Below are 24,663 nucleotides of genomic sequence, written 5' to 3' on the forward strand. Positions count from 1 at the left end.
AATAGTCCGAAAACGCGCGCAATTGCCCCTCAGAGCGATTTTATTGGCCCAGACCTTCCTTACCCCTGTTTATGCATAAAAATGGCTCAGAATCGCTTACAGGCGTTTTTTTGTGGTGAAGTGAGATTTAAAACAGTGGCAGGTATCAGATAAGCGGTTGTGATGATCGGGTTTTTGAAGGGCAGATTATCTCAGGCGATCCCCATTTTGGATCGATTTATAAAAGCGATCTGAACGTGCGATCCTTGATGAAAAGCCTGATTGCACAATGAGTTATCCACATATCCACTGACCAGATCAATTCTTTTAGTTCAAGTAAGATCAAGAAAAGATCAATAAAGATCACCAGCGCTGTATCCTCATGAATTCAAAAAGGAAAACGGCACTTCGGGTTAACACTTTCATGAAGAAGGTTAACACTTTCATGAAAAAGGTGTTTACTTTCATGATAAAGGTTACTACTTTCATGCAGTAAAGGTTAACACTTTCATGATAGCAGGACGAACCGGGCCCAGGGTGTGGATAAATGAGAAAAACCAAAGAAAACAGTGAGATGACCAGCCCTTTTGCTATTGTGAAAAAAGATTCAGACACAGTTTATGAACTGGTGCCCAATAGCAATAAGACTGTCCAGCCTGTTGCCCTGCTGCGCCTGAGTGTGTTCACCCCGGTTGCACCCCAGGAGAAGGGAAAGCGCGACTTTCTGATTGATGCCAGCGAGGAGTTGGGCAGTCTGGAGGTTGCCCGCCAGGAGGGGTACACCAATATCCAGATCCAGGGCGCGAAGCTGAGCATGTCCACTGATTTTAAAACCTGGATCGGTATCATCTCGGCCTTCTCGGTGTATGGCTATTCCAGCTCCACCATCAAGCTGCCCTTCACCGAATTTGCGAAGATGTGCGGCATCAAATCCTCAGATTTAAACCTCCGCTCGCGCAAGCGCCTGAACGAGTCCCTGTTCAATATCTCCGGCGTAACCCTCGGATTCAGCAGCAAAGATGGCCGGAAATTCATGACGACGCACCTGGTGCAGTACGCCATTCTGAATATGGATACCGACACCGTAGAGATCACCGGCGACCCCCGGCTCTGGGAGCTGTACCGCTATGACAACAAGGTGCTGCTGAGCCTGAAAGCCCTGTCTGAGCTCTCCAGGAAAGAGGCGGCGCAGTCGCTGTATATCTATTTTGAGAGTATGCCGCCCGGCAAGCTTTTCATCTCCATGAAGCGGCTGCGCGAACGCCTGGCCCTGGAGTCCCCGGTCAAGACACAGAACCTGATCATCCGGCGTGCGCTGTCCGACCTCACCCGCATCGGTTACCTGGACTATATCGAGCTGAAAAAAGGCCGCGAGATCCAGATCATCGTCAACAGCCGCTCCCCCAAACTGCAAGGGATGCTTCCCTGATAACGCCAGCTTTTTCAGAAAGTAAGCGAAAAGGTTAATAGATCCATGTATGGCTGTGCCCGCCGTACAGGCATTGCGCCAAAAGGTGAATAGTTCCATGTACCGCAGGCGCGGATGCATGAAAGTGTTAACCTTCTGTACCGGGATTTTAAATAACAGGGTGAATTGATCGGCAATCAGCCTGTTCTGTAGCCAACCCATCATACCTATCATGAAAGTGTTAACCTTTGGGCATGGCCATCATGCAAGTGTTAACCTTCTGCTAAGCAGGACGCAGCGTTGTTGCAGCAGGCCATTAAAAAATAACGGTTTGTGCTGCAGCTCCGCCTTTTCTCCCGTGTTTTGAACGCCCCGCCGCTGTCAGAAAAAAGGTTTCTACTTCCATGCAGCGTGACCGCAAAGGTTCGTTCTTACATGTAACCCGGCATTTTGGATGCAGTTCTGCAGGTAAAACACCCTGAATGGCCCCTTGTTTGCTCAGCTTACGACCAGGCTGCATGAAAGTGTTAACCCTTGCCAGACGGTTGCATGAAAGTGTTAACTTTTTCAGGCTGGCAACCACAGCCCATCATGTTATGGTTAAAAGCCTGTTAAATTGTGAGGATAAGAAAATGATCGTCAGAACATGGCATGGATGTGTACCGCGTCAACATGCAGAGGGCTTTGCCGGGCATCTTCAGAAGACCGGGGTTGATCATGCTGAGCACACACCCGGGAACAGAGGCACCTTTGTCCGCCGGGAGACGCAGGGCGACTGGGAGCATTTCTTTCTGGCGACTTATTGGGAAGATCTGGACGCCATAAAAGCCTTTGCCGGCGAGCACTATCAGGTGGCCGTGACTTACCAGGATGACGAGCAATTTGAGCTGCTCTCTGACCCCTATGTCTTCCAGCACAGGGTAGAGGCGATTACCGCGCTGTAATGCGGCACGGGCCGCCTGCGCGCGGCCCCCTCTCCTGCCCCACGCAGCCTGCGCCCCCTTTAAACGGAACTGGCAGCGGCAGCATCCACGCTACCGGGCGAAAGCCTGCACAATGGCTTGTGCGGTGCTTCAGAACAGGGTGTTTGGCCTCTCTCCGGTACCGTGGATCGGCTGACCGTACAGTAGATTTTTATTGGCGTGGGGGAATCAGAGCGCCTGCTGGTTAACGCAGAAAGCCATCCTGACAAAATCGCATAAGTATGAAATATTCTTTCATACAGAATAAGTATTACTTATTCTGTATGAAGTATGAATTATGAAGGGTGTGTTGTCGTGGGTTGAGTTGCTTTTAAATGCAAGAAACAGAAAGAAAAAGCCCCGAAGAAAATCCGGGGCTTTTTCTTTCTGACGGGAAAGGCAACGTCAGCGGACGTAGTCAGCGCCGGTGATATCGATAGTAGAACCTGTCGCATGGCGGCAGCGGCCGCTGGCGAGAAAAGCGATCATCGCCGCGACGTCAGAGGGCGGCGTCACCTCCCGCAGCGGAAGCGCAGCAGTGACCGCCTCTTCGCCCACATTGGCAATGTGCTCTTCTGCCATCGCGGTGCGCACCCACCCCGGCGCTAAGGCATAGGCCAGGATATTCTGGTGCCCGTAGCCGCGGGCGATCCCTTTTGTCAGCGCCAGCAGCCCGCCTTTGGCGGCACCATAGGCGAGGTGTTCCGGGCCGTCCCCGCGGTGGGAGGAGCGGCTGGCCATATTGATGATGATGCCGCCGCCCCGCGTTGAAAAATGGGCAATGGCCAGGCGGCATAAATCTGCCGGAGCCTTCAGATTGACCTGCAGGTTACTCTCCCAGCCCGCATCCCATGCCGCGGCATCCGCAACCGGGGACGCCGCATAAACACCGGCGTTATTCACCAGCACATCGATGTTCCCGGCCTGTTCTGCCGCCTGCTGCCACAGTTGCCCGGCCCCCTCAGGGTGCGATAAATCGCTTTGTATCAGCCGCAACCGCTGCGGGTAGCGCGCCAGCAGTTGCTCTGCACTCTGGCGATCGCGGCCGTAATGGCCGATGATGTCGGCCCCTTCCTCATGCAGTGCCTTGACGATCTCACTGCCGATGCCTTTTGTCGCCCCGGTCACCAGTACCGTTTTTCCTGTTAACGATGTCATGCTTCTCTCCTTACGTGATGACACGGCTTGCGCGCCGGGTTAGGTCTGCATGCAGCAGGGTGCCGATACAGGGGGTTACTGCAACTCCATGTCTTTTAGCAGATTGCGCTGCATAAACGTCAGAAAACGGCTCTGGAACAGCATGGTGTGCTCATGGGCCATCTTGTCGGCCAGCTCAGGATTGCCCGCTTTTATGGCGGCGATTAAGTCATCATGGTCGCGGCCCAGTTTCGACGGCGCATCCTGGCGGGTCATAAAATCAAATTGCAGATGCTGAATGCGCTGCCCCTCAGAGAGCAGTTTGTCGTAATAGCGCGCCAGATAGTTATTGCGGGCCGCCGCCGCGATCGCCAGGTGGAATTCTTTGTTGCGTTCAGTCATCGCGCTGAAATCGCCTTTATAGACCATCTCCATGTAGGCCTCATTGGCCGCTTCAATCGCGCGGATGTCCTCCTCGTTGCGGTGCATGGCGGCCAGCCGCGTCACGGCGCGCTGGACCAGATCCAGCGCGGTGATGTAGTTGGGGAACTCCTCGATCTCAAACGGCGTCACAATGGCGGTGCGGTTAGGCAGGATGGTGACCAGCCCTTCGCTGACCAGCCGCGCCATCGCATCGCGCACCGGCGAACGGGACAACCCAAAGGTAGTAGCCAGGGAAATCTCATCGAGCTGCTCACCGTGCTTTAACTGCAATGTCAGGATCTGGCGGCGCAACTCTTCATAGATATAACGCCCCCCATGACGACGGCCTGTGCCCTCTTCTTTTTCGTTCTTTTTGCTCATTTCTCTTTCTCTGGCTGTAGGTCGTGACAGCATGGTAGCGGCGTTAACCGGTCAGGACAACGCCGGCCCCCAGGTGTCGCTCAGCATAAAGCCCGCGGAGAGCGGGTCGTGGGGATCGACCCCAATCTGCTGGAAGCCGTAGATCCAGGCCCGGCCGGTGACGCGCGGCAGCACCGCCATTTTATCGCCGACCTGCGTGCGCCCGCGCAGCTCCACCTTAAACTCACCGTTGATGATGGAGCGTGACGTCAGCTGGTCACCCAGCGCCAGCTCGCCGCGCGCGTCCAGCACCGACAGGTTGGCGCTGCTGCCGGTGCCGCAGGGCGACCGGTCCACACGCCCCGGCGGCAAGGTGGTGCAGGTGCGCCAGAGGTTGCCCTCTTCGCGCTGGCGGAACATCACGTAGGCGATCTCATTGATCTGCGGCAGCAGCGGGTGCTGCACCTGCACCTGCTGATTGATGTAATGCCGGAACTCCACGCCGTAGCCGGCCAATGCGCGCGCATTGTCCGGCTCGATGCGCAGGTTGAGCTGGTCAACATCGATCAGCGCATAGTAGACGCCGCCAAAGGCGATATCGGCCTGAATAACGCCAAACCCCGGGATCTCAAACTCCCGCGCCAGGTGCTCAGCGAAGGCCGGCACCATATCGAGCGAGACGCTTAAACAGCGCCCATCGGCGCAGTTCGCGACCGCCGTGACCAGCCCGGCGGGCGTATCCAGCACCAGGGTGGTTTCTGGTTCCTGCATGGCGACCATGCCGGTCTCCAGCAGGGCGGTGACGACGCAGATGCAATTACTGCCTGACATCGGGTGCGCTTTGTCTGCCTGCAACACGATAAAACCGGCGTGTGCGCCCGGCACGGTCGGCGGAAGCAACAGGTTCACGGACATCTGCAAACAGCCGCGCGGCTCCAGGGTCACCAGGCGGCGCAGGCTGTCATCGACCTCGTTGATATAGTTCATTTTGTCGAGCATGGTCGCGCCCGGGATATCGATAACGCCCGAGGTGATGACCTTGCCGATCTCGCCTTCGCAGTGGACATCAATCAGCTGTAACGTTTTTTTCCAGCGCATCGCATCTTCTCTTAATTAAGGTACCAGCCCCAGGGCTCGTCACTGTCGTAACGGGTGATCTGCTTGGTTTCCAGGTAGTTATTCAGGCCCCACTCCCCCAGCTCGCGGCCGATGCCGCTCTGCTTGTAACCGCCCCAGGGCGCTTCGGTAAAGGTCGGCTGAGAACAGTTGACCCAGACGATACCCGCCCGCAGTTTACGCGCCACCCGCTCCGCCCGCGCCAGATCCGCGGACATCACCGCCGCCGCCAGGCCAAAGCGCGAACGGTTCGCTGACGCCACCGCCTCCGCTTCATCCTCAAAAGGCCGGACACAGACCACCGGGCCAAAAATCTCTTCGCGCCAGAGATCGCTCTCTTCGCTCATCTCAGTGAAGATGGTGGGTTGCAGGAAGTAGCCTTTCTCCAGGCCCGGCGGGCGTTTCCCGCCGCTCAGCAGCGTGGCACCCTGCTCTGCCCCGCGGGCAATGGCCTGCTTCACTTTCTCATACTGCGCGGCGTTGACCAGCGGGCCGAGCAGCACCCCCGCCTCCATGCCGTTGCCGGGGGTGATGCGTTCCGCCTCTTCTGCCAGCCGGGCCAGCAAGGCGTCGTAGAGATTACGCTGCACCAGCACGCGGGAGGTGGCGGAACAGACTTCACCCTTATTCCAGAAAATACCGAACAAAATCCACTCCACCGCTTTCTCTATGTCGCTGTCATCAAAAACGATAAAGGCGGATTTCCCCCCCAGTTCAAGGCTGACGTTCTTAATGTCTGCGGCGGCGGCCTGCATGATTTTCCGCCCGGTCGGCACGCTGCCGGTAAACGCCAGCTTATCCACATCAGGGTGGGCGGTCAGGGGGGAGCCTGCCTCCGCCCCCAGCCCCGTAATAATATTTAATACCCCCGGCGGCAGTTCCGCCTCCTGGGCGATCTCGGCCAGTTGCAGTGCGGTGAGGGGAGTCACTTCAGACGGTTTCAGCACCACCGTGCAGCCTGCCGCCAGGGCGGGCGCGACCTTCCAGGCTGCCATCAGCATCGGGAAGTTCCACGGGATGATCGCCCCGCACACGCCCACCGGCTCTTTGCGCGCCACCGAGCTGAACCGGTCGTCAGAAAGTGCGACGGCCTGCTCCTGCTGGTCATCCAGCTTTTCCGCCAGCCCGGCATAAAAATCGAAGCAGTAGGCGGTGTCGCCGATGTCCCAGAGCGCCTCAGGCAGCGGCTTTCCGTTATCACGCACTTCCAGTTCCGCCAGCCTCTGCTGTTTGTCCCGGATCAGGGCGGCAATCCGGCGCAGGTAAACGGCCCGCGCCTTGCCGCTTAACTGCGGCCACTCCCCGTCGTCAAACGCCCGGCGGGCGGCCGCAACCGCCAGGTTAACGTCCTCTTCTGTCGCGGCCGCGACCCGGGCAATCTCGGTTTCACTGGCCGGGTCGACGGTCGCGAAGCTGCCGCCTTTTACCGGCGCAACCCATTGCCCATTGATGAAAAGCGAATGGATAGATGTCATGCACGATCTCCTTGCGTAAAGCGGTAAGCGCTGAAAGGCGTCAGATCCTGGGCAGCGGTGCGCTGCCCGGCCAGATCCGCAATCAGTCGGCCGGTGGTCGCCCCCAGCGTCAGCCCCAGCTGGCCGTGGCCAAAGGCCATCAGCACATTGTTCAGGCGGCGGGAGCGGTCGATAACCGGTTTTGTGTCAGGCAGGAAGGGGCGATGGCCGACGCCGAACTCCTTCTGCGCCAGGTTGAGCTGCGGCAAAAGTCTGCGCGCTTTTTCCAGAATGATTTCAGCGCGCCGGTAGTTGGGTTTTGCATCCGGGCCGGCGAACTCGATGGTACCGCCGATTTGCAGCCCCCGCGTCATGGGCGTAAAGCAGAAGCCGCCGTCGGCATAGATCACCGAATGGCGGAATTCCACGTCGGGCTGGGGCAGCAGCGTCTGATAACCGGAGATGCCGGTTAAAGGGATGCGGACACCCAGCTGTTGGAAGAAGTGGCGCGAGCCGGTGCCCGCGGCGATCACGATGTGGTCCGCTGGCAGCACCCGGCCGTCGCGCAGGGTAACACCGCTTGCCCGCTGATGGGTTTCCGTCAGGGAGACGGCCCCGGTATCGATGCGCGTGCCGCCCTGGCGGAGGAAGGCCGCGGTCAGGGCGGCGATAAAGCCTTTGGTATCGCTGACGGCGCACCAGTCAGGGAACAGCAGGCCGTGGGAGAACTTGCCGGCCAGCGCCGGTTCCAGCGCCGCAATGGCGGCCGCATCCAGCGGCTCGGCGTGGAAGCCCAGCGCCTCGCGCAGGGCAAAATGCGCGCGCTCTGCCTCCAGCCCGCGCGGGGTGTCAAACACCTCAATCACCGGGCGCTGCCCCAGCAGGGCGTTGCCGGGGCAGAGTGCCAGCAGCGGGGCGTAATCCTGGTAAACGCCGTGCGTCAGCGTCGCCATCTCCCGCGCGATAGCATCGATACGGCTGTGGCGCGCGTTGGCCACAAAACGCAGGAACCACGGCAGCATCGCCGGCAGCGCAGAGGGCCGCAGTGCCAGCGGCCCTTTTTGATCGAGTAACCAGCCCGGAATACGTTTCAGAATGCCTGGTTTTGACAGCGGGATAATCTCACTCACCGCCATCTGCCCACAGCTCCATTTGGCGGTGCTCTCCCCCGGCTCGGCCGGGTCAATCAACCAGACCTGGTGCCCCTCCTTTTGCAGGTAAAGGGCGCAACAGACGCCGACGATACCGCCCCCTACCACCACTGACTTCGGTTTACTCTGCTGTTCAGACATGTTCGTTACTCAATAAAGGGCTGGTTTAACCCCGGCACCCTCCCTGGCGCCGGTGACATAATGCTCCGGGCTTACCCCTGCGACGCCTCAAAAATCCTGCGGAAGGCGGCTTTCTCTTCGGCGGTCAGCGGCTGCAACGGCATCCGGGCATTGCCCGGCTTAAAGCCCGCCAGCTCACAGCCATACTTCACTTTCTGGATGAATTTGCCCTCTTCCATGCTCGCCATCACCGGGAACAGGGCGCGCATTACCGCCTGCGCGCCCTGTACGTCCCCGCGGCTGAACTTGCGGTAGAAATCGACAATCTGGTCCGGGAAGCAGTTGGCCGGCCCGCAGATCCAGCTGCCGGCGCCCCACATAAAGAAGTCGAGGGCGACATCGTCGGAGCCGCAGGAGAGCTGATAGTGCTCTTTATAGGTATGGCCGATCTCCACGGCGCGCTGCACGCTGCCGCTGCTCTCTTTAATGCCGATCACGCGCGGGTGATCTTTAAACGCCTCCAGCACGCCAAACCCCACCTCGACGTTGGTGCGGATCGGGTAGTTATACAGGACGAGGTTTATATCACTGAATTCATTCAAAATCGCCTGGTAATGGCCGATCAGCTCCTCCTGCGTCGGCAGGGCGTAATAGGGCGGCGCAATCAGCAGCGTGTTATAACCTGCCTCTACGGTTTGCTTCACCTGCTCCAGCACTTCCCGCGTGCAGGAGCCGTTCGCCCCGGCGATCAGCGTGCCGCGGTCACCGACCACCGTTTTGACGGTCTTCAGCACCTGGCGGCGCTCCTCATTGGTCAGCGCGTAATATTCGCCGGTTGAGCCGAGCGGCACAAACCCGCTGACCCCCGCGTGCAGCTGGTACTCCAGAATGTCCGCCAGCTGGTCGTGGTCGACCGCGCCTGCGTCGTTAAACGGGGTCACCAGCGCCGGTAAAATACCTTTCAGTTGCATAGTTGTCTCTCCAGTTAGTCGTGTATCAAAGGGCATAGCGCCGTAACAATCGCGACTCGACCACGCCCACCAGGCGCGTTAAGGGGAATGCCACAACGAAGTAGATCACCGCCACCGCCGTGAGGAACTCCACCGGCCGGGCCGTGCTGTTAGAGATGTTCTGCCCGACAAACATCAGGTCAGCGACGCCCACCGAGGAGATCAGCGCGCTCTCTTTAAACAGGCTGATGACGTTCGAGAGCAGGGTCGGGATGGCGCGCAGCAGCGCCTGCGGGAAGATGACATAGACGATCTTGGCGGCAGGCGTCAGGCTCAGGGCGACGCAGGCGTCGTGCTGCTCGCCGGCGATCGACTTCAGCGAACCGCGGAAGGTTTCGCTGGTGATGGCGGCCATATAGAGCACCAGTGAAATGGTCACACAGAGCCAGGGCGCAATGTTGAGGTGAAACACCACCGGGAAGCAGAAAAACACCCAGAACAGCTGGATAAGCAGCGGCGTGCCGCGGAAGAACTCGACGTAGAGCGTCATGACCCAGCGCAGGGGCGCGACCGGCGACATCCGCAGCAGGCTCACCACAAACCCCGCCAGACTGCCCAGCAGGGCGCAGCTCAGGGTGAAGGCCAGCGTCAGTCCCAGCCCCTGCAACAGCACCTGCCAGTAAGGGAATACCTGTGAAAAATCAAGCGTCATGATCAGCGCCTCAACGTTCAGTGACGGCGTCCTGACGACGCTCAATAAGTGAAACCAACCGGGAAACCGGCAGCGACAGCGCAAAGTAGATCAGGGCGATCAGGGTGTAGGTCTCCAGCGGGCGGTAGGACTCGGTGGCGATGTTTTTACCGGCATACATCAAATCGGAAATTGCCACGATAGCGACCAGCGCACTCTGCTGCAGGATGGAGATGCCGTTGGTCATCAGCACCGGCAGCGCACTGCGGATCGCCTGCGGCAACACCACATAGACCGTCTGCTGGACGCGGTTAAGCCCCAGCGCGACGCCGGCATCGTGGTGCTCCCGCGGCACCGCCTGCACACCGGCGCGGTACGCTTCGGCATTGAAGGCGGCCAGATTGAGGCCAAGCGCCAGGAACCCCATATAAATGGGATCAACAAACAGGTTAAACAGCATCGGCACGCAGTAATAAAACCAGACGATTTGCAACAGCACCGGCGTGCAGCGGAAAAACTCAATAAATAATTTTGTCGGCCAGCGGATAATAGAAAAGGGGCTCATCGCCATCAGGCAGAGAATAAAGCCGACGGTCAGGCCAAAAATATTGGATAACAGCGCCAGCTCCAGTGTGACTTTTAAGCCATCCCAAAGGGCACCTGAATTTCCCAGCAGGAAATGAAAGTCAAATTGATAATCCATAACCGGCCTCGTTAATTCAGGTGCAGGACTTTTTCCAGGAATTCACGCGTGCGGGTTTCACGCGGGTGGGTAAATAACGCCTCCGGGTGGCCCTGCTCAACAATTCTGCCGTTGGCACAAAAGACCACGCGTGAGGCGATATTCCGGGCGAAGTGCATGTCATGGGTGACAATAATCATCGCCATTTTTTGCTCGGCCAGTTGCATCATCACACTCTGCACTTCCGTGACCATTTCCGGGTCAAGGGCGGAGGTGACCTCATCGAACAGCATCAGCTCAGGCTCCAGCATCAGCGCGCGCGCAATGGCCACGCGCTGCTTCTGGCCGCCGGAGAGCTGGCTGGGGTAGGCGTGTAATTTGCTCTCCAGGCCAAAGCGCGCCAGCAATGCCCGGGCTTTCTCCGTCGCCACCCGTTTCTCCATCTTATTGACTTTCACCGGGGCCAGGATCAGGTTCTGTAAAATAGAGAGGTGGGGGAACAGGGTATAATGCTGGAAGACCATGCCAATCTTTTTCTGGATAGTGCTGTCCAGGATTTTGGCGCGTTTATCCTTATCCCCTACGATATAGTCCTGCTTCTGGAAATGGATGGTGCCGCCCTGAATTCCCTCCAGGCCCATCAGCACCCGCAATAATGAACTTTTCCCGCTGCCGCTCGGGCCGATAATGACCAGGCGGTCATCATTTTTCATCGAAAGCGTGAAATCATTCATGACGACCAATTCGCCGTAGGCTTTATTCACGTTATTGAGCTGAATAAAACTGCCTTTATGGTAATCATTAATATATATCGGTGCTTCAGGTTGCAGGCGGGCAGAGGCCGCCAGGGTATGTGAGGCATTCATGGTTAGTTCTCCGCTGTGTGCACAGGGCACAGGGGTGAATAAAGGGCAGAATTACTGCGCGCCGGCTTTGCCCGCGTTGGCCTGGAGTGAGGCTTTGTTAACCAGCGCATCGATGTCGCCGGTGGCGCGGCGCTGGGTCAGGTAGATGTTCAGGACGTTCATGTCCGCTTCAGAGACGGCGCGCGGCAAGGCGAACGACACACCCTGCTTGGTCAGCGCCGGGGAAGGCAGCACCTCTTTGGCCCAGTCCGGGTTGGCGACGGCAAACAGGTGGTTGGTATCGCTGGCGTCCACCAGCACATCGGCGCGGCGGGCCATCAGCGCGAGGCGGGTTTCATCATTGCCGGGCAGGCGCATAATTTTGGCTTTTTTCACCACGCCGCTGATCGCTTTGTCCTGCGCCGTCCCTGACATCACGGCAAAAGTGACCCCCTCTTTGTCGTAATCGGCGATCTTATTCCCTGCGCCGCTCAGTTTGGGGTTCGCTTTATTCACCAGCAGGGAAAGCTGGTAATCCTGCGCCGGTGCCGAGAAGCCGATCGCCAGGGCGCGTTCCGGCGTCTGGTTGAGCGCCATTGCCATGTCCCATTTGTCACTCTGCAAACCGGCGACCAGCGTATCCCAGCTGGCATCCACAAACTGCACTTTCACTTTGAGGACGTTCTGCCCGAAATCGCGGCACAGCTCGGCGAAATAGCCGCTGTACTCGCCCGATTTCGGATCGCGCATCACGTAAGGGGCGGCGACAGCCGCGCCGCAGCGCAGCACCCCTTTCTGCTGGATCGTCTGCCAGTAGTTGTCGGCAGCCTGCGCCATGCAGGCGGAGGTTAAGAGTGCCGCGCCGATGGCGATATGACAGGTGATTTTCTTCATCCCGGATAAACAAACACTGACCATAGTGACCTCGTCCAAACGTTGATGTTGCGACAGAAGCAGACAGCGGGGTTAACTACCGCATGATGTATGCAATTTTGTATGCAGAAGCAATGTGAGAATAGAAGCACAAATTTAACAAAGTCAACCAATACGATTTACTTATGAGCAAACTTTGAAGCCGATCGCGCACGGGCTGTGATCAGCTTCAAAGATTGGTAACAGGCGGGGGATCACGAGGAAAGAGCGGAGAGAAAAAATTCCAGGATGGCGTTCGGGCGGCGGCCCTTGCGGGTCACGGCGGCGATGCTGCTGCGGTAATGGAGCCGTTCAGGGGCGATCGCCCGCATCATGTTTTTCCCGATCCACTGTGACGCATAGTGGTCGGGCAGGAAGCCGATAAAGCGGCCGGTCAGAATCAAAAAGGCGATCCCTTCGCGGTCAGAGGCGGTGGCGGTGCAGTGCAACATCTGGTGCATGCCGATGGTCTCCGCCGTCATGCGGAAACTGGGGGCGACCGCATCATAGGCCGCCAGGTGTTCGTCGTTGCTGTCATCCCCACAGGCAAACAGCGGGTGCTTGCTGCTGCAGTAAAGGTATGATTTTTCTTCATATAAGCGGATGTAATCCAGCCCTGAGACCGGGGAGGTCAACGGCAGCGCGCCGACGTGGAGCCGCCCGTCCATCAGGCCGCGCTCGATTTCTGCGGCGGTGCTCATGCTGAGGTTGATGCGGATCTCCGGGCCTTTTTCGCGCAGCATCTCCAGGGCGTTGGTGATCTGCATCATCGGCTGGGTCACCAGATTATTGATGATGCCGATGTTAAATTCCCCGCGCAGCTGCCGGTGCATCTGGTTCACCTGTTGACGGAACGTCTCTACCGCCGCCATCAGCGTGTCACTGTGCCGCAGGATGTCACGCCCCTCGTCAGTCAGGGCAAAGCCTGCCCGCCCGCGCTGGCACAGGCGCATGCCCAGCCGCTTCTCCAGGTCGCTCATGTGCAGGCTGATGGCTGACCGCGTGATCCCCAGCAGGCTTTCAGCGGCGGAGAAGCTGCCGCAGTCGGCCACGATTTTAAAAATCCGTAACAGTTTCAGGTCGAAATCCGTCACCTGCGCCAGCGATTTGTTTTTCATATAGGTGAGTTTTTCCATAACTAATGTTGCGTTTATTAGCATTTAACTTAACAACCCCCTGAATGCAAACTCTTCCTACACCCTGTGGAGGAATAACCATGTCTGACGCCGTGAACACTGCATCCCTGAATTTAAAAGCGCACTGGATGCCCTTCAGTGCCAACCGTAACTTCCACCGTGACCCGCGTTTCATTGTGGCGGCCCAGGGCCGCTGGCTGACGGATGATAAAGGCCGCCAGATTTTTGACAGCCTCTCCGGGCTGTGGACCTGCGGCGCGGGCCACACCCGCAGCGAAATCCAGGCCGCTGTCTCGCGGCAGCTCGGCACGCTGGATTACTCTCCCGGCTTCCAGTTCGGCCACCCGCTCTCTTTCCAGCTGGCGGATGAGATCGCCCGGCGGATGCCCGGCGACCTGAACCACGTCTTCTTCACCGGCTCAGGCTCTGAATCAGCGGATACCGCCGTCAAAATAGCGCGCGCCTACTGGCGTGCCAAAGGCCAACCCGCAAAAACCAAGCTGATTGGCCGCGCGCGCGGCTACCACGGCGTCAACATCGCCGGCACCAGCCTGGGCGGCATTGGCGGCAACCGTAAAATGTTCGGCCAGTTTATGGATGTGGACCACCTGCCCCACACGCTGCAACCGGGCATGGCCTTCACCCCCGGCATGGCGGAAACCGGCGGCGTGGCGCTGGCGGATGAGATGCTCAAGCTGATTGAGCTGCACGATGCCTCGAATATCGCGGCGCTGATTGTGGAGCCGCTCTCCGGCTCGGCCGGGGCGATTATCCCGCCGCAGGGCTACTTACAGCGGCTGCGCGAGATCTGCACACAACACAATATCTTGCTGATTTTTGATGAGGTCATCACCGGCTTCGGGCGCATGGGCCGCTGGAGCGGCGCCGAGTATTTTGGCGTGACGCCGGACATCCTGAACTTCGCCAAACAGATCACCAACGGGGCGATCCCGCTGGGCGGCGTGGTTGCCAGCAGTGAGATCTACAACACCTTTATGGCGCAGCCGCTGCCTGAACACATGGTGGAGTTCGGCCACGGTTACACCTACTCGGCCCACCCGGTGGCGTGCGCGGCGGCGCTGGCGACGCTCGGCCTGCTGGAGCAGGAGTCGCTGATTGCCCAGTCCGCCGACCTCGCCCCCTGTTTTGAAACCACGCTGCATGGCCTGCGGGGCTGCCCGAACGTGGCGGACATCCGCAACTGCGGCCTGGTCGGTGCCATCCAGCTGACGCCACGCGAAGGCGATGCGGCCGTCCGGCCGTTTGAGGCCGGAATGGCGCTGTGGAAAGCCGGGTTCTATGTGCGCTTTGGCGGTGACACGCTGCAATTTGGCCCGATGTTCAATACCACACCGGCTGAACTGGATCGCCTGTTCGACGCCGTGGGCGACGCCCTGCACCACATTCATTAAGGAGACGGTTATGACGACAATTACCCATTTGATCAACGGCGAGATGCGCGCCCCGGATGGCCGCACCAGCCGCGTATTCAACCCCGCCACCGGCGAGGCGATCCGCCAGGTGGGGCTGGCCAGCACGGCGACCGTCCAGGCGGCGATCGCCGCCGCCAAAGCGGCCCTGCCCGCCTGGCGTAACCTGCCCCCGGCGAAACGCGCCCAGGTATTGTTCCGCTTCAAGCAGTTGCTGGAGGCCAATGAGCAGGAGATTGTGCGGCTTATCAGCGAAGAGCACGGCAAAACCCCGGAGGACGCCGCAGGCGAACTCAAGCGCGGTATTGAGAATGTGGAGTATGCCTCGGCCGCGCCGGAACTCCTGAAAGGCGAGTACAGCCGCAATGCCGGGCCGGACATCGATTCCTGGAGCGATTTCCACGCGGTGGGCGTGGTAGCAGGCATCACGCCCTTTAACTTCCCGGCGATGGTGCCGCTGTGGATGTACCCGCTGGCAATCGCCTGCGGCAACACCTTTGTGCTCAAACCCTCCGAGCGCGACCCCAGTTCGACGCTGCTGATCGCCTCCCTGTTCCAGCAGGCGGGCCTGCCGCCGGGGGTGCTGAATGTGGTCAACGGCGACAAAGAGGCGGTGGATGCGCTGATCGACAGCCCGGATGTGAAAGCCATCAGCTTCGTCGGCTCCACCCCGGTGGCGGAGTATATCTACAGCGAAGGCACCCGCCGCGGCAAACGCGTGCAGGCGCTGGGCGGCGCGAAAAACCATGCGGTGGTAATGCCGGATGCCGATCTGGATAACGCCGTCAGCGCCCTGATGGGCGCAGCCTATGGCTCCTGTGGCGAGCGCTGTATGGCGATTTCGGTCGCGGTATGCGTGGGGGATGCGGTGGCCGATGCGCTGATCGCCAGGCTCTCCCCGAAAATCACCGCCCTGAAAGTAGGGGCCGGGACGCAATGCGGCCTGGATATGGGGCCGCTGGTGACCGCCGCCCACCGTGATAAGGTGGCCGGTTACATCGACGACGGCGTCGCGGCAGGGGCGAAACTGGTGGTTGATGGCCGGAACCTGCGCGTTGACGGCTATGAAAACGGCTTCTTCCTCGGCGGCTGCCTGTTTGACCGCGTCACACCGGCGATGCGCATCTATAAAGAGGAGATTTTCGGCCCGGTGCTGTGCGTGGTGCGTGCTGCCTCGCTTGAGGAAGCGATCGCCCTGATTAACCAGCATGAGTACGGCAACGGCACCTGCATTTTCACCCGTGACGGTGAGGCGGCCAGGCGTTTCGGCAATGAGATCGAGGCCGGAATGGTCGGCGTCAACGTGCCCCTGCCCGTCCCGGTGGCGTTCCACAGCTTTGGCGGCTGGAAACGCTCGCTGTTTGGTGACCTGCACGCCTACGGCCCGGATGGTGTGCGCTTCTATACCCGCCGCAAGACGATCACCCAGCGCTGGCCTGCCCGCCAGACGCAGGACGTGGCCCAGTTCGCCTTCCCGAGCCACCAGTAACCTGCGGCCCCGCACCGGCTTGCCCGGTGCGGGGCCACGCCTTGTCACTTACCAGACGCGGTACACCTTCCCGTTATCGATCCCTTCCAGGCTGCGCCGGTAAGCCAGCGCGACGCGGCTGGCCGCGGCGCTCTCGAACCCCGGAAAGAACGGGCCATATTTGTCCAGCGCCTCGGTCAGTACCGTCGGGCTGACGGCGTTAATCCGCTGCCCCGGCAGCTCGTTCGCTGCCGCCAGCACAAACCCTTCCAGCGCGGCATTCACCGCCGTGGCGTTGACGCCGGTGCGGATCGGGTGCTGAGTCAGGATGCCGGTGGTCAGGGTGAACGACCCGCCGCGGTTCAGGTAGTGCTGGCCAATCAGCACCAGCCTGACCTGCCCCATCAGTTTGTCCTGCAACCCCTGGTTGAACTGGGCGCTGGTCATCTCACTTAACGGGCCAAAATGCACGCTGCCGGTGGCAGAGATGATCGCATCGACTTTGCCGGTCTGCGTAAAAAGCTGCTGGACGCTGGCGTCGTCCGTGAGATCCGCCTGCACATCCCCCCGCGTTTTGCCCACGCGGATAATGTCATGGTCACGGCCAAGCTCGTCGACAATGGCGCGCCCCACGGTGCCGCCTGCCCCTATTACCATCACTTTCATTGCGCTCTCCTGATGAGTGTTAACCAAACCCCATACTGACGCATTGTCATGAGGCGGAAAACGGACTAATTCTTTACTCATCCCAAACCAAAAGTTAGGAATCATGAATAAGACGCGCTGGATGGAAATTTTTGTGGCCGTGGTGGAAAGCGGCAGTTTCAGTGAGGCGGCCAGACAGCTCTCCCTGTCTGCCGTGATGGTAGGCAAAGCCGTGGCGCAGACCGAAGCGTATCTGCAGACCCGTTTGTTGCAGCGTAACACCCGCAACCAGACGCTGACGGAGGCGGGCAAAGCCTGGTATGAGGAGAGTCTGCAGGTGCTCGCTGCCCTGCACAACGCGGAGAGCCGCATCGAGAGCCTGCGGCGCTTCCCGGCGGGCAGCCTGCGCATCAGCGCTGCCGCCACACTGGGGAGCTGCCTGGTCGCTACCCTGTGCAGCGAGTTCCAGCAGCAGTTCCCGGACGTGCATATCGAGCTGGAGCTGAGCGACCGCTTCGTGGATGTGATCGCCGAAGGGTTTGATTTTGTGTTCCGGGTAGGGGCGCTGCCCGCCGACATGCCGCTGGTGGCCCAGCCGCTTGGCGAGTACCGGATGGTGATCGCCGCCTCCCCGGCCTACCTTGAACGCCACGGCGCGCCGCAAACCCTGGCGGAACTCGCCTCACACCGCTGCCTGCGTTACAGCAACTGGAACAAACAGAACGCCTGGCGGCGCGGTGATGCGCTGCTCTGGCCGGAGAGCGTGACCTTCAGCTGCAATGACGGGCAGGCGTTACGGCTGGCGGCCCTCGCCGGCGCGGGCCTGATCCTCCAGCCCCGGCTGCTGCTGGCGGACGACATCGCCGCAGGCCGGCTGGTCTCCTTGCTCGAAGAGGAATTGCCCGCACCGCGCCCTGTGCATCTGCTGTGGCGACAGGACCTGCACCACAGCGCGAAGCACCGCAGCTTCCTGGCATGGATAAGCGACCGGGATCTGTCCGTGTTGAATCTCCAGGCCGGGGCGTAGGATAAGAACAGCCCCGTTTGTGTAACGCTCCCTGTAACCTGGGCAGGGAGCACAGTATTAAGATGCAACTGAGTGATTAACGGATAGCTGAAAGAATCTGGGCGCTGATAGTATCAATCAACTCAAAACGGCGGCGATATTCCGCTCGCTTTTTACTGGCTACTTCTTCAAGGTTCTTTCTTTGCGATGAGGAAGGCAACAGGTAATAGCCATCTCCCGTGGGGATACCGCCGGACATTTCCCAGAATGAGTCGTAATCAGCGTGCATATACTGTTTCCGGTTGGCATAACGGAGTGACTGATAAACATGGGCGTCATTAGCTACCGCATAAATTGACTGCACATTAAAATATTTTGCCACCACCATTAAAGATTCCAATACGACCCGCTTAGGGAATAACCCATGAAAACCTTTCGTCGCCTGCTGAATATTCTCCTGGGCATTTACGCCGTTCGGCCCCTGCAACCCGCCGATAATCAACGCGTTTTCGCCTTTCCGTTGGCACAATGTAAATGATAATTCGGCCAGCATCTGCCCGTTCTGGCGCCGCAGAATCAAGCTGGCTTCCCCTTCACGATCCAGTTTATAGGTTGACACCAAGGTCAGAAGATAGGTCTGCTCATCTTTTCCCTCGAACGCCGCCAGACAAAGTCCCTCTGCGCTAAGATGCGTCCGGAATCTTGACATGCCTAGCAGGGCCGTCACTGTAGTGTAATGGTGAATGATCGCATCAACGCCTTCACGCCGGCTTACCCTGTTACTGAGATACGGGCGGTGAATACGGCACGGTAGCCTCGGCTGTGAAAGAAGCAACTCTTTATAAGCCTGATGCCCTGCAATCATTTTCAACAACTTAAATGTCAGGCCGGGCATTAACATAGTACGCAGAAAAAACTTATTCCTGAAATGGGCTGAGTCCCAGAAGTGATGGGGACGGCAATTCCCCCAAAAAAGCGAAAGGTAGAGGCCAAACGGTGTGGCCGGGAAGTGAGGAATAAATTTTTCATTTAAAATCTGCGTCATGATGTCTGCCTTGGTGCTTTTTATAACGAATGCAGGTGTCGAATTAACACGCTCTTTTCTTCAAAAGAGGAAAGTACAGGCTAAACAGAAAGGGTTGAATTACCCTGTGAGTCACTGTACCAGGGCAGTGTACGCCTTATTTATCAATCGACTGTCAATGAATAATCAATAAATCAATTAGAAAAGGTTTTTTATTAATTCGTTTAAGTTTTGGATAGGTTGTATGAAAGAGCAATATGCTATGAACCGAAAGGGATATACGCCATGACCAGAAGGGGATACAGGTAAGAAAAGCGGGCTGGGTGAAAAATCAAGCGGCCTGTGAAGAAGGCCGCGAGTGGATTTTAATCAAGCTTTATTTAAAGGTATAAAGAACACCGGCTGTGAGGGCAGTGTTATTATCCCGGAAAGCAATAGGGCTATCTTTAGCTTTATTTGTTAGCTGGGAGTAGGTGACATTGGCGTAACTTGACCAGTTTTCACCAAAGAAGTGTGTCCAGGTAAGATCGGTGTCCACGCTATAGAGACCTCCCCCAGCATGATATTTTCTGAATCCTGAGTGCTCACTTTGGGATGAGGAGACGCCGTAGAACGTGTTAAGGTAGCGTGCATCACCAAAGTTTGCCTTTGAAGAAAGCACAATAGTGTCAGCGCTGCCGTCCATCAGGTTATATTTAAATCCTGCATTATATTGCATCCCTTGGCTATCAGTCAGAGGCGCAATAATATTACCTTCCAGCCAGAACGAAGATGAAACCTGCCAACCCAATGTCGTGGTAGAGTTTAAGGCAGACTTTATATTTCCCATCCCCTTCAGTTTATCGGAACCTAATTCCCAGTCAGAATCGCTCTCTTTACGGCCGGTGGTGTAGCCCAATAACTGGCTGACATAAATACCGTTATCCCAGCTATGCTCATAACCGATACCTTTCTCGGTATCCAGGAAGTAACCACCATTCTGTAGCCTTAAATAAGGAAGGACGTTGACGCTCTCCTCATCAGAACCACTATATTTAGCCGCTGATTGTACACCAACACCCAATGTCACCTCTGTCGAAGTGGGGTTTTTTGCATGGGCATCGAGAGAGAATAAAATAAAGGGGCTGAGGCATGTCAGGTAAAAACTTTTACGTTGTCTCTTCATTGCTTATCTTTTCTGACTTATACTGTGAAAATGAATGCCAATTATGCACGTGTAATATCAATATATTGACCAGTAATTATCAAGATTTATACAAGGCACAAAATGAAAAAAATCCTCATTATTGAAGACGATCTTGATGCCGCAAACGTTCTTGAAGCGTATCTGCGGCGGGATCAGTTTTTAACCGTAATTGCGAGTAACGGGCAACATGGTTTAGAAATGGCATTCACTGAAAAACCTGACCTCATCTTGCTGGATGTAATGTTGCCTGGAATGAGCGGGACAGATGTGATGCTATCACTGCGCCGTAAGTCAGACATTCCGGTGATAATGGTGACAGCAATCGGTGACGAGCCTGATAAAATCAGTGCATTACGTTATGGTGCTGATGATTATATCGTCAAACCCTATAATCCGGGTGAAGTGGTGGCCAGAGTACAGGCTGTATTACGCCGGACCCGCGCCGCAAACGTCAGCAAGTTGCTGGAATACGATAAAATCCGTGCTGATGTTGACGCGATGAGAGTGAACATTGAGTCAGATAATGGGGTGTTGACACCTGTTGAGCTGACCCCCACCGAACTGGGTTTTTTACTCACTTTCATGGCATTTCCACAGAAAGCATTTTCCCGGCAGGCCCTGCTTGATGCCTGTCTGCCGAATAGTGAGGCACTGGAACGCGTTGTCGACACCCATATCTATAATCTGAGGAAAAAACTTGAGGCAGCGGGCCAGACCAATGTCCTGGTAAACGTACGCGGCATTGGTTACCGGTTGGCCGCGCTATGACCAATAAATCATTCCTTCAAAAATTCCATGCCCGATTCTATGAAGGAAGAAATACGTTATGGAGTTGGATTTGTAAAAGATTGGTCTCCCTGGCAATAGGATGCATTGTTACCATTGTATTCTTCATGTGGCTTCGTTTTTTTATTGGCAATGTTATCGTTTTGCATGAAATGCCGGCCGCCGAGAAAGCCGAATTTTCCGCCCTGCGTAAAGACCCGGATAAAGACAGAGAACGCTTTCATGCCATTATCGATAAATGGTATGGCGTAGAATATTCAGATCCTTCTGTAGATATTTCAGACTGGATTCTGGTGTTTATATTAACGGCCATCTCTGTGCCGATAATGTTTTTCATCATTCTCCGGGCTGTCCGCCCGCTTTCCACCCATATAAGCAGACTGGCCGCTGCTGCGCGGGCAGTCACAAAAGGTAATTTTGGGGTGAACGTAGCTATACCCGAGCACCTCCCGGATGAATTAAGCGGCCTGACACAGGATATCAATGCCATGTCCCGCCAGCTTGCGCGTTACGATAAAGAGCTGAAAGCCTCACATGTTGCCCTGGCCCATGAGCTGCGTTCCCCGCTTACCGCCTCATTAGGGCGCCTGCAGGGGATGATTGACGGGGTGTTTGAACCGTCACAGGCACAGTTGCAGATGGTGATGCGTCAATTGCAGCACCTGAACCATTTGGTAGATGACTTGCACCTGTTATCCCTGGCGGATGCAGGCCAGCTTCACCTGAACCGTGTAAGGTGCAATATTGCTGACATTATCCGGGAAAAAGTCGCCTGGGCGACACCCCGGTTGGCAGAACAGGCTATTAACGTCAGGATCGTGTCCAGCGGGGATATTCTGTTCCTCGCGGATCCTTTTAGGCTGGGACAGGTTTTCTCTATTCTTATGGATAATGCCATCAGATACGCCGCAGAAGGCAAACGTATTGATATTTCATATAAAAAAATGGATGAGAAGCTGGTTGTTTCATTCAGCGACTACGGTGCCGGTGTAACAGATGAATTCCTGAAAGTGTTGTTTGTCCGGTTTTCCCGGGCTGATGCGTCGAGATCCCGGCATTCCGGCGGTTCCGGGTTGGGGTTGTCTATTGCAGCAGCAATTTGTGAAGCCCACGGGGGCACCATCAGGGCAGAAAAAAATGTGTCCGGAGGGCTGACATTTACCCTCTTTCTGCCTCTTGATGGCTGAGCAACAGACCATAAGGACAATGATAAGCATGATGACCACAAGGTCATCATGCAACGCACTGAAGCTAAAGAAAAGTTCTGCCGGTCGCATGTGCATTGGCCCAGCGGAGTTTATAATTCCAGTTTTCATCCAGCGCGCCAATGCAAAGCCGCATCGTCTTTCCGGAAATTTCACAATACTTCCTGGCAGCATTAATATTCATCCACATCAATATGCTGCCCGGGCTTAAATGAGAAAACTTCCGGTTGACACCGCCATTAGGAATATCGAAATAGACCTGATCTTTTGTTTCAGCCATAAAAATCAAATCTATTGCACAAGGCTCTTCATTGACAAAAAGAATATGGCCAAAAATTAAACCATTTAAATGAGTGAGAATGTCGATGAGATGCGATCTGGAAAAACAATGTACTGTCCCTTCAAATCTGGATTCGAAAAGCTGGATATAATAATCGGCAAGTTGTTCAGGAGAAAACTGATTCAAATCGTAATAGTGCCCCCCTGCGCGGATAAACCGGTTATATTCATTTCGCCGGTTTTTCTCTGTTTTTGATGAGTAGTCCCCTTTAGCAATACAGACTCTCTTTTTCCTTCCTAAAGAGAAATTTGCATTGACAATGTTGTCCCTGTTTAAGCAGGAAAGTTTATTCGAGTTTTCAGGGAAGAGGACTTTGCAGCCTGGTGCAATAGGCAACAGCACTTCGTCATAAGATAAAGGGTAATCATACCAATTTTTAACCCCTAAAGTATGATTGTCGATCAGTGCATAGGCTGCAATCACTTCTCCTTGTTTTTCCTGGTGATAATAGGAAACTTTCTGGCCAGTCTGCGCTGTTATAAATTCAAACACATCCGGGTGAACGTTGATACTGCCACCGTAATTATAAAAACATGTACGGTAAGTTTGCGGGTCAGAGCCGACCCATCCATATAATGCTCTTTTCAGATTTTTCATTTCTTTGGTTGCGTAATATAAGATGCTGGGAAGCAGGGGTATTGTTTTCTACTCTTAAATGTCATTCAAATTGCTTTGCGACAGTAGCTAAGTAACCGTATATCCTCCCAGCACCTCATAAAGTTGTACATTCTGTAAAAGCAACTGAAGCTTGCTGGTGATTTTATCCTCTTCTGCATCAATAAGGTTATTTTCTGCTTCAAGTGCAGCCAGCTTGTTTTTTTCACCGGCCCGGATGCTTTGCCTCGTCATTTCCAGATTTTTCTGCGCAGTGCTGAAAAGCTGGGCCGAAAGTGTGTATTGCGTTTGTTGCGCAATCCGGCCTGCCAGCGCATCAGAAACATCCCGGAAAGCCTGTTGCAGGGTTTTTTCATAGTCAGCCGCCGCTGCTTGCTGGGTAAGTTCTGCCGCCTCAAGATTGGCTTTATTACGGCCGTTATTGAAAATAGGCAGAGTGATGTCAGGAGAAAAACTCCAGGCGGCTGTACCCGCGCTGAACAGATTTTTCAGCGCTGCCGAGGAGCTTCCCCCTTCAGCCGTTAAGGTAATTGAAGGATAAAATGCGGCCCTTGCGGCACCCATATCGGCATTGGCCTGTCTCATCCGGTATTCCGCAGCGATGACATCCGGCCGTTTCAGAAGAATATTCGCCGGCAGTCCGGGCTTAAGGTTGCCAAATTCCCAGTCATGATCAAAAGCCTCGTCACTCATCAGCGCTTCCGGGATAGCGCCGCCAAGCATAAACTGGAGGGCATCGTACTCTTTCTGAACCGACAGTCTTAATGCGGCATCGTATTGGGCTGCACGTTGAAGATTATTTTCATACAGGGTTACCTCTTCAAGGCTGGTCTCACCGAGTTGATAACTTGCCTGGTACATGGCAAATATCGTTTTAAGGTTGGCAGTTTTCTTCTCTGAAAGCAGCAGTCGGTTTCTGTCCGCCAGGAGGGTCAAATAGGCAGACACAGACTGGCCGATCGTCTCGAGTTTCAGCGCGCGGGCCTGTGCACCATTGGCGAGATAATCATACAGTGCCGCGTCTTTTAAACTGCGGACGCGTCCCCAAAGGTCAAGTTCCCAGGAGGCCGACACCAGTTTGGCATCATACTGATGGTAGGTAATCGCCCCGGTATCCACCGTGTCCAGTAAACCGGCAGGCAGATGTGCCGACGTCTGCCCTAATGATGCATTCACCGACGGCAGTGAAGCCAGACGCTGCATACCATAAAGTGCGTAAACTTTCCTGAGGTTCAGGGCTGAAGTACGTAGATCCTGATTCTTCTCAGAAGTTAAATAAACGATATGACGAATTTTATCGTCCTTAAAAAAGGCGTCCGCCGAACTTATTATTTTCCCTGATTCTGATTCACTGTCATTGGCATTCCATGTAGCGGGAACGGGAGCTTCAGGAGGCTGATAATCCGGATGGATTTGGCAACCAGATAAACCCACACATGTCAGAAGAATAATTGATGTGCTTTTGCATTCTGTTATCATGGCCCTGATTTTTCTCAAAAGAATAGTGACATTAAGATGAGCGTATAAGTAAGGTTATATACAACGCGTTAAACAGTATGCCTTTTTGTTATCAATAAAACGCCAACGCATAATCAAGGAATGTACAAGGCGCACTTATTCCTCCACCATTTT

Annotated in this window: 24 protein-coding genes; 7 read left to right on the top strand and 17 right to left on the bottom strand. The window is 55.9% G+C overall.

Going from position 1 to position 24,663, the window contains the following annotated elements:
• The first annotated feature begins 526 nt into the window (after positions 1-526).
• Positions 527-1,408, top strand: a complete 882-nt coding sequence (locus CYR32_RS10110; RefSeq protein WP_101824275.1) for a RepB family plasmid replication initiator protein — start codon at positions 527-529, stop codon at positions 1,406-1,408.
• Positions 1,409-1,703: 295 nt separating this feature from the next.
• Here the strand turns inward: CYR32_RS10110 and CYR32_RS21415 are convergent, their stop codons facing one another.
• Positions 1,704-1,970, bottom strand: coding sequence for a hypothetical protein (locus CYR32_RS21415; RefSeq protein WP_146000688.1), 267 nt, complete (start codon positions 1,968-1,970; stop codon positions 1,704-1,706).
• A gap of 49 nt (positions 1,971-2,019) precedes the next feature.
• Between CYR32_RS21415 and CYR32_RS10115 the strand changes: the two genes are divergently transcribed.
• Complete coding sequence (locus CYR32_RS10115) at positions 2,020-2,331, top strand: hypothetical protein (RefSeq protein WP_101824276.1); 312 nt, start codon at positions 2,020-2,022, stop codon at positions 2,329-2,331.
• Positions 2,332-2,754: 423 nt separating this feature from the next.
• Here the strand turns inward: CYR32_RS10115 and CYR32_RS10120 are convergent, their stop codons facing one another.
• The 11 genes from CYR32_RS10120 to CYR32_RS10170 all read right to left on the bottom strand — a co-directional run bounded on the left by CYR32_RS10120 (position 2,755) and on the right by CYR32_RS10170 (position 13,308).
• Complete coding sequence (locus CYR32_RS10120; protein WP_101824277.1) at positions 2,755-3,507, bottom strand: SDR family NAD(P)-dependent oxidoreductase; 753 nt, start codon at positions 3,505-3,507, stop codon at positions 2,755-2,757.
• Between the two features lie 75 nt (positions 3,508-3,582).
• The gene (locus CYR32_RS10125) at positions 3,583-4,290 is read right to left on the bottom strand and encodes a GntR family transcriptional regulator (protein ID WP_101824278.1); all 708 of its coding nucleotides are present in this window, start codon (positions 4,288-4,290) and stop codon (positions 3,583-3,585) included.
• A 51-nt stretch (positions 4,291-4,341) separates the two neighbouring features.
• Positions 4,342-5,367, bottom strand: a complete 1,026-nt coding sequence (locus tag CYR32_RS10130) for a proline racemase family protein (RefSeq protein ID WP_101824279.1) — start codon at positions 5,365-5,367, stop codon at positions 4,342-4,344.
• An 11-nt stretch (positions 5,368-5,378) separates the two neighbouring features.
• The gene (locus CYR32_RS10135) at positions 5,379-6,860 is read right to left on the bottom strand and encodes an aldehyde dehydrogenase family protein (protein ID WP_101824280.1); all 1,482 of its coding nucleotides are present in this window, start codon (positions 6,858-6,860) and stop codon (positions 5,379-5,381) included.
• Positions 6,857-8,131, bottom strand: coding sequence for an NAD(P)/FAD-dependent oxidoreductase (locus CYR32_RS10140; RefSeq protein WP_101824281.1), 1,275 nt, complete (start codon positions 8,129-8,131; stop codon positions 6,857-6,859). Before CYR32_RS10140 ends, CYR32_RS10135 begins: the two co-directional genes overlap by 4 nt.
• A 71-nt stretch (positions 8,132-8,202) precedes the next feature.
• Positions 8,203-9,081: a 4-hydroxy-tetrahydrodipicolinate synthase gene (gene dapA / locus CYR32_RS10145; protein WP_101824282.1), complete on the bottom strand. Its 879-nt coding sequence runs from the start codon at positions 9,079-9,081 to the stop codon at positions 8,203-8,205.
• Between the two features lie 25 nt (positions 9,082-9,106).
• Positions 9,107-9,772, bottom strand: a complete 666-nt coding sequence (locus CYR32_RS10150; protein ID WP_101824283.1) for an amino acid ABC transporter permease — start codon at positions 9,770-9,772, stop codon at positions 9,107-9,109.
• Positions 9,773-9,782: 10 nt separating this feature from the next.
• Positions 9,783-10,454, bottom strand: coding sequence for an amino acid ABC transporter permease (locus tag CYR32_RS10155; RefSeq protein ID WP_101824284.1), 672 nt, complete (start codon positions 10,452-10,454; stop codon positions 9,783-9,785).
• 11 nt (positions 10,455-10,465) lie between these two features.
• Complete coding sequence (locus CYR32_RS10160; RefSeq protein ID WP_241523802.1) at positions 10,466-11,167, bottom strand: amino acid ABC transporter ATP-binding protein; 702 nt, start codon at positions 11,165-11,167, stop codon at positions 10,466-10,468.
• 183 nt (positions 11,168-11,350) lie between these two features.
• Positions 11,351-12,196, bottom strand: coding sequence for a transporter substrate-binding domain-containing protein (locus CYR32_RS10165; protein ID WP_101824286.1), 846 nt, complete (start codon positions 12,194-12,196; stop codon positions 11,351-11,353).
• A 209-nt stretch (positions 12,197-12,405) separates the two neighbouring features.
• Positions 12,406-13,308, bottom strand: coding sequence for a LysR family transcriptional regulator (locus tag CYR32_RS10170; RefSeq protein ID WP_101824379.1), 903 nt, complete (start codon positions 13,306-13,308; stop codon positions 12,406-12,408).
• Positions 13,309-13,406: 98 nt separating this feature from the next.
• Here CYR32_RS10170 and aptA point away from each other — a divergent pair, with 98 nt between their 5' ends.
• Together aptA and CYR32_RS10180 are read left to right on the top strand one after the other, a co-directional pair.
• Positions 13,407-14,738, top strand: a complete 1,332-nt coding sequence (aptA, locus tag CYR32_RS10175) for an omega-aminotransferase AptA (protein WP_101824287.1) — start codon at positions 13,407-13,409, stop codon at positions 14,736-14,738.
• Positions 14,739-14,748: 10 nt separating this feature from the next.
• Positions 14,749-16,245: a CoA-acylating methylmalonate-semialdehyde dehydrogenase gene (locus tag CYR32_RS10180; protein ID WP_101824288.1), complete on the top strand. Its 1,497-nt coding sequence runs from the start codon at positions 14,749-14,751 to the stop codon at positions 16,243-16,245.
• Between the two features lie 48 nt (positions 16,246-16,293).
• Here CYR32_RS10180 and CYR32_RS10185 read toward each other — a convergent pair whose 3' ends face one another.
• Positions 16,294-16,890, bottom strand: a complete 597-nt coding sequence (locus CYR32_RS10185) for a short chain dehydrogenase (protein WP_101824289.1) — start codon at positions 16,888-16,890, stop codon at positions 16,294-16,296.
• Between the two features lie 103 nt (positions 16,891-16,993).
• Here CYR32_RS10185 and CYR32_RS10190 point away from each other — a divergent pair, with 103 nt between their 5' ends.
• Positions 16,994-17,896 carry a LysR family transcriptional regulator gene (locus CYR32_RS10190; RefSeq protein ID WP_206602454.1) on the top strand — a complete coding sequence of 301 codons (903 nt, stop codon included), beginning with the start codon at positions 16,994-16,996 and terminating at the stop codon, positions 17,894-17,896.
• A gap of 76 nt (positions 17,897-17,972) precedes the next feature.
• Here CYR32_RS10190 and CYR32_RS10195 read toward each other — a convergent pair whose 3' ends face one another.
• Both CYR32_RS10195 and CYR32_RS10200 read right to left on the bottom strand, forming a co-directional pair.
• Positions 17,973-18,920, bottom strand: a complete 948-nt coding sequence (locus tag CYR32_RS10195) for a VirK/YbjX family protein (RefSeq protein ID WP_101824291.1) — start codon at positions 18,918-18,920, stop codon at positions 17,973-17,975.
• A 355-nt stretch (positions 18,921-19,275) separates the two neighbouring features.
• A complete protein-coding gene (locus CYR32_RS10200; RefSeq protein WP_101824292.1) occupies positions 19,276-20,064 on the bottom strand; it encodes a MipA/OmpV family protein in 789 nt (262 codons plus the stop codon).
• A gap of 102 nt (positions 20,065-20,166) precedes the next feature.
• On the opposite strand from CYR32_RS10200, the gene CYR32_RS10205 reads away from it, so the two are divergent.
• Positions 20,167-20,853 carry a response regulator gene (locus CYR32_RS10205; protein ID WP_101824293.1) on the top strand — a complete coding sequence of 229 codons (687 nt, stop codon included), beginning with the start codon at positions 20,167-20,169 and terminating at the stop codon, positions 20,851-20,853.
• The gene (locus CYR32_RS10210; protein ID WP_101824294.1) at positions 20,850-22,058 is read left to right on the top strand and encodes a sensor histidine kinase; all 1,209 of its coding nucleotides are present in this window, start codon (positions 20,850-20,852) and stop codon (positions 22,056-22,058) included. The genes CYR32_RS10205 and CYR32_RS10210 overlap by 4 nt, the downstream gene beginning before the upstream one ends.
• A gap of 64 nt (positions 22,059-22,122) precedes the next feature.
• Here CYR32_RS10210 and CYR32_RS10215 read toward each other — a convergent pair whose 3' ends face one another.
• Complete coding sequence (locus CYR32_RS10215; protein WP_101824295.1) at positions 22,123-23,013, bottom strand: GNAT family N-acetyltransferase; 891 nt, start codon at positions 23,011-23,013, stop codon at positions 22,123-22,125.
• Positions 23,014-23,100: 87 nt separating this feature from the next.
• Positions 23,101-24,510, bottom strand: coding sequence for an efflux transporter outer membrane subunit (locus tag CYR32_RS10220; RefSeq protein ID WP_101824296.1), 1,410 nt, complete (start codon positions 24,508-24,510; stop codon positions 23,101-23,103).
• Positions 24,511-24,663 lie beyond the last annotated feature (153 nt).

The organism is Chimaeribacter coloradensis (assembly GCF_002858715.1).
In the GTDB taxonomy this organism is placed as follows: Bacteria; Pseudomonadota; Gammaproteobacteria; order Enterobacterales; family Enterobacteriaceae; genus Chimaeribacter; species Chimaeribacter coloradensis.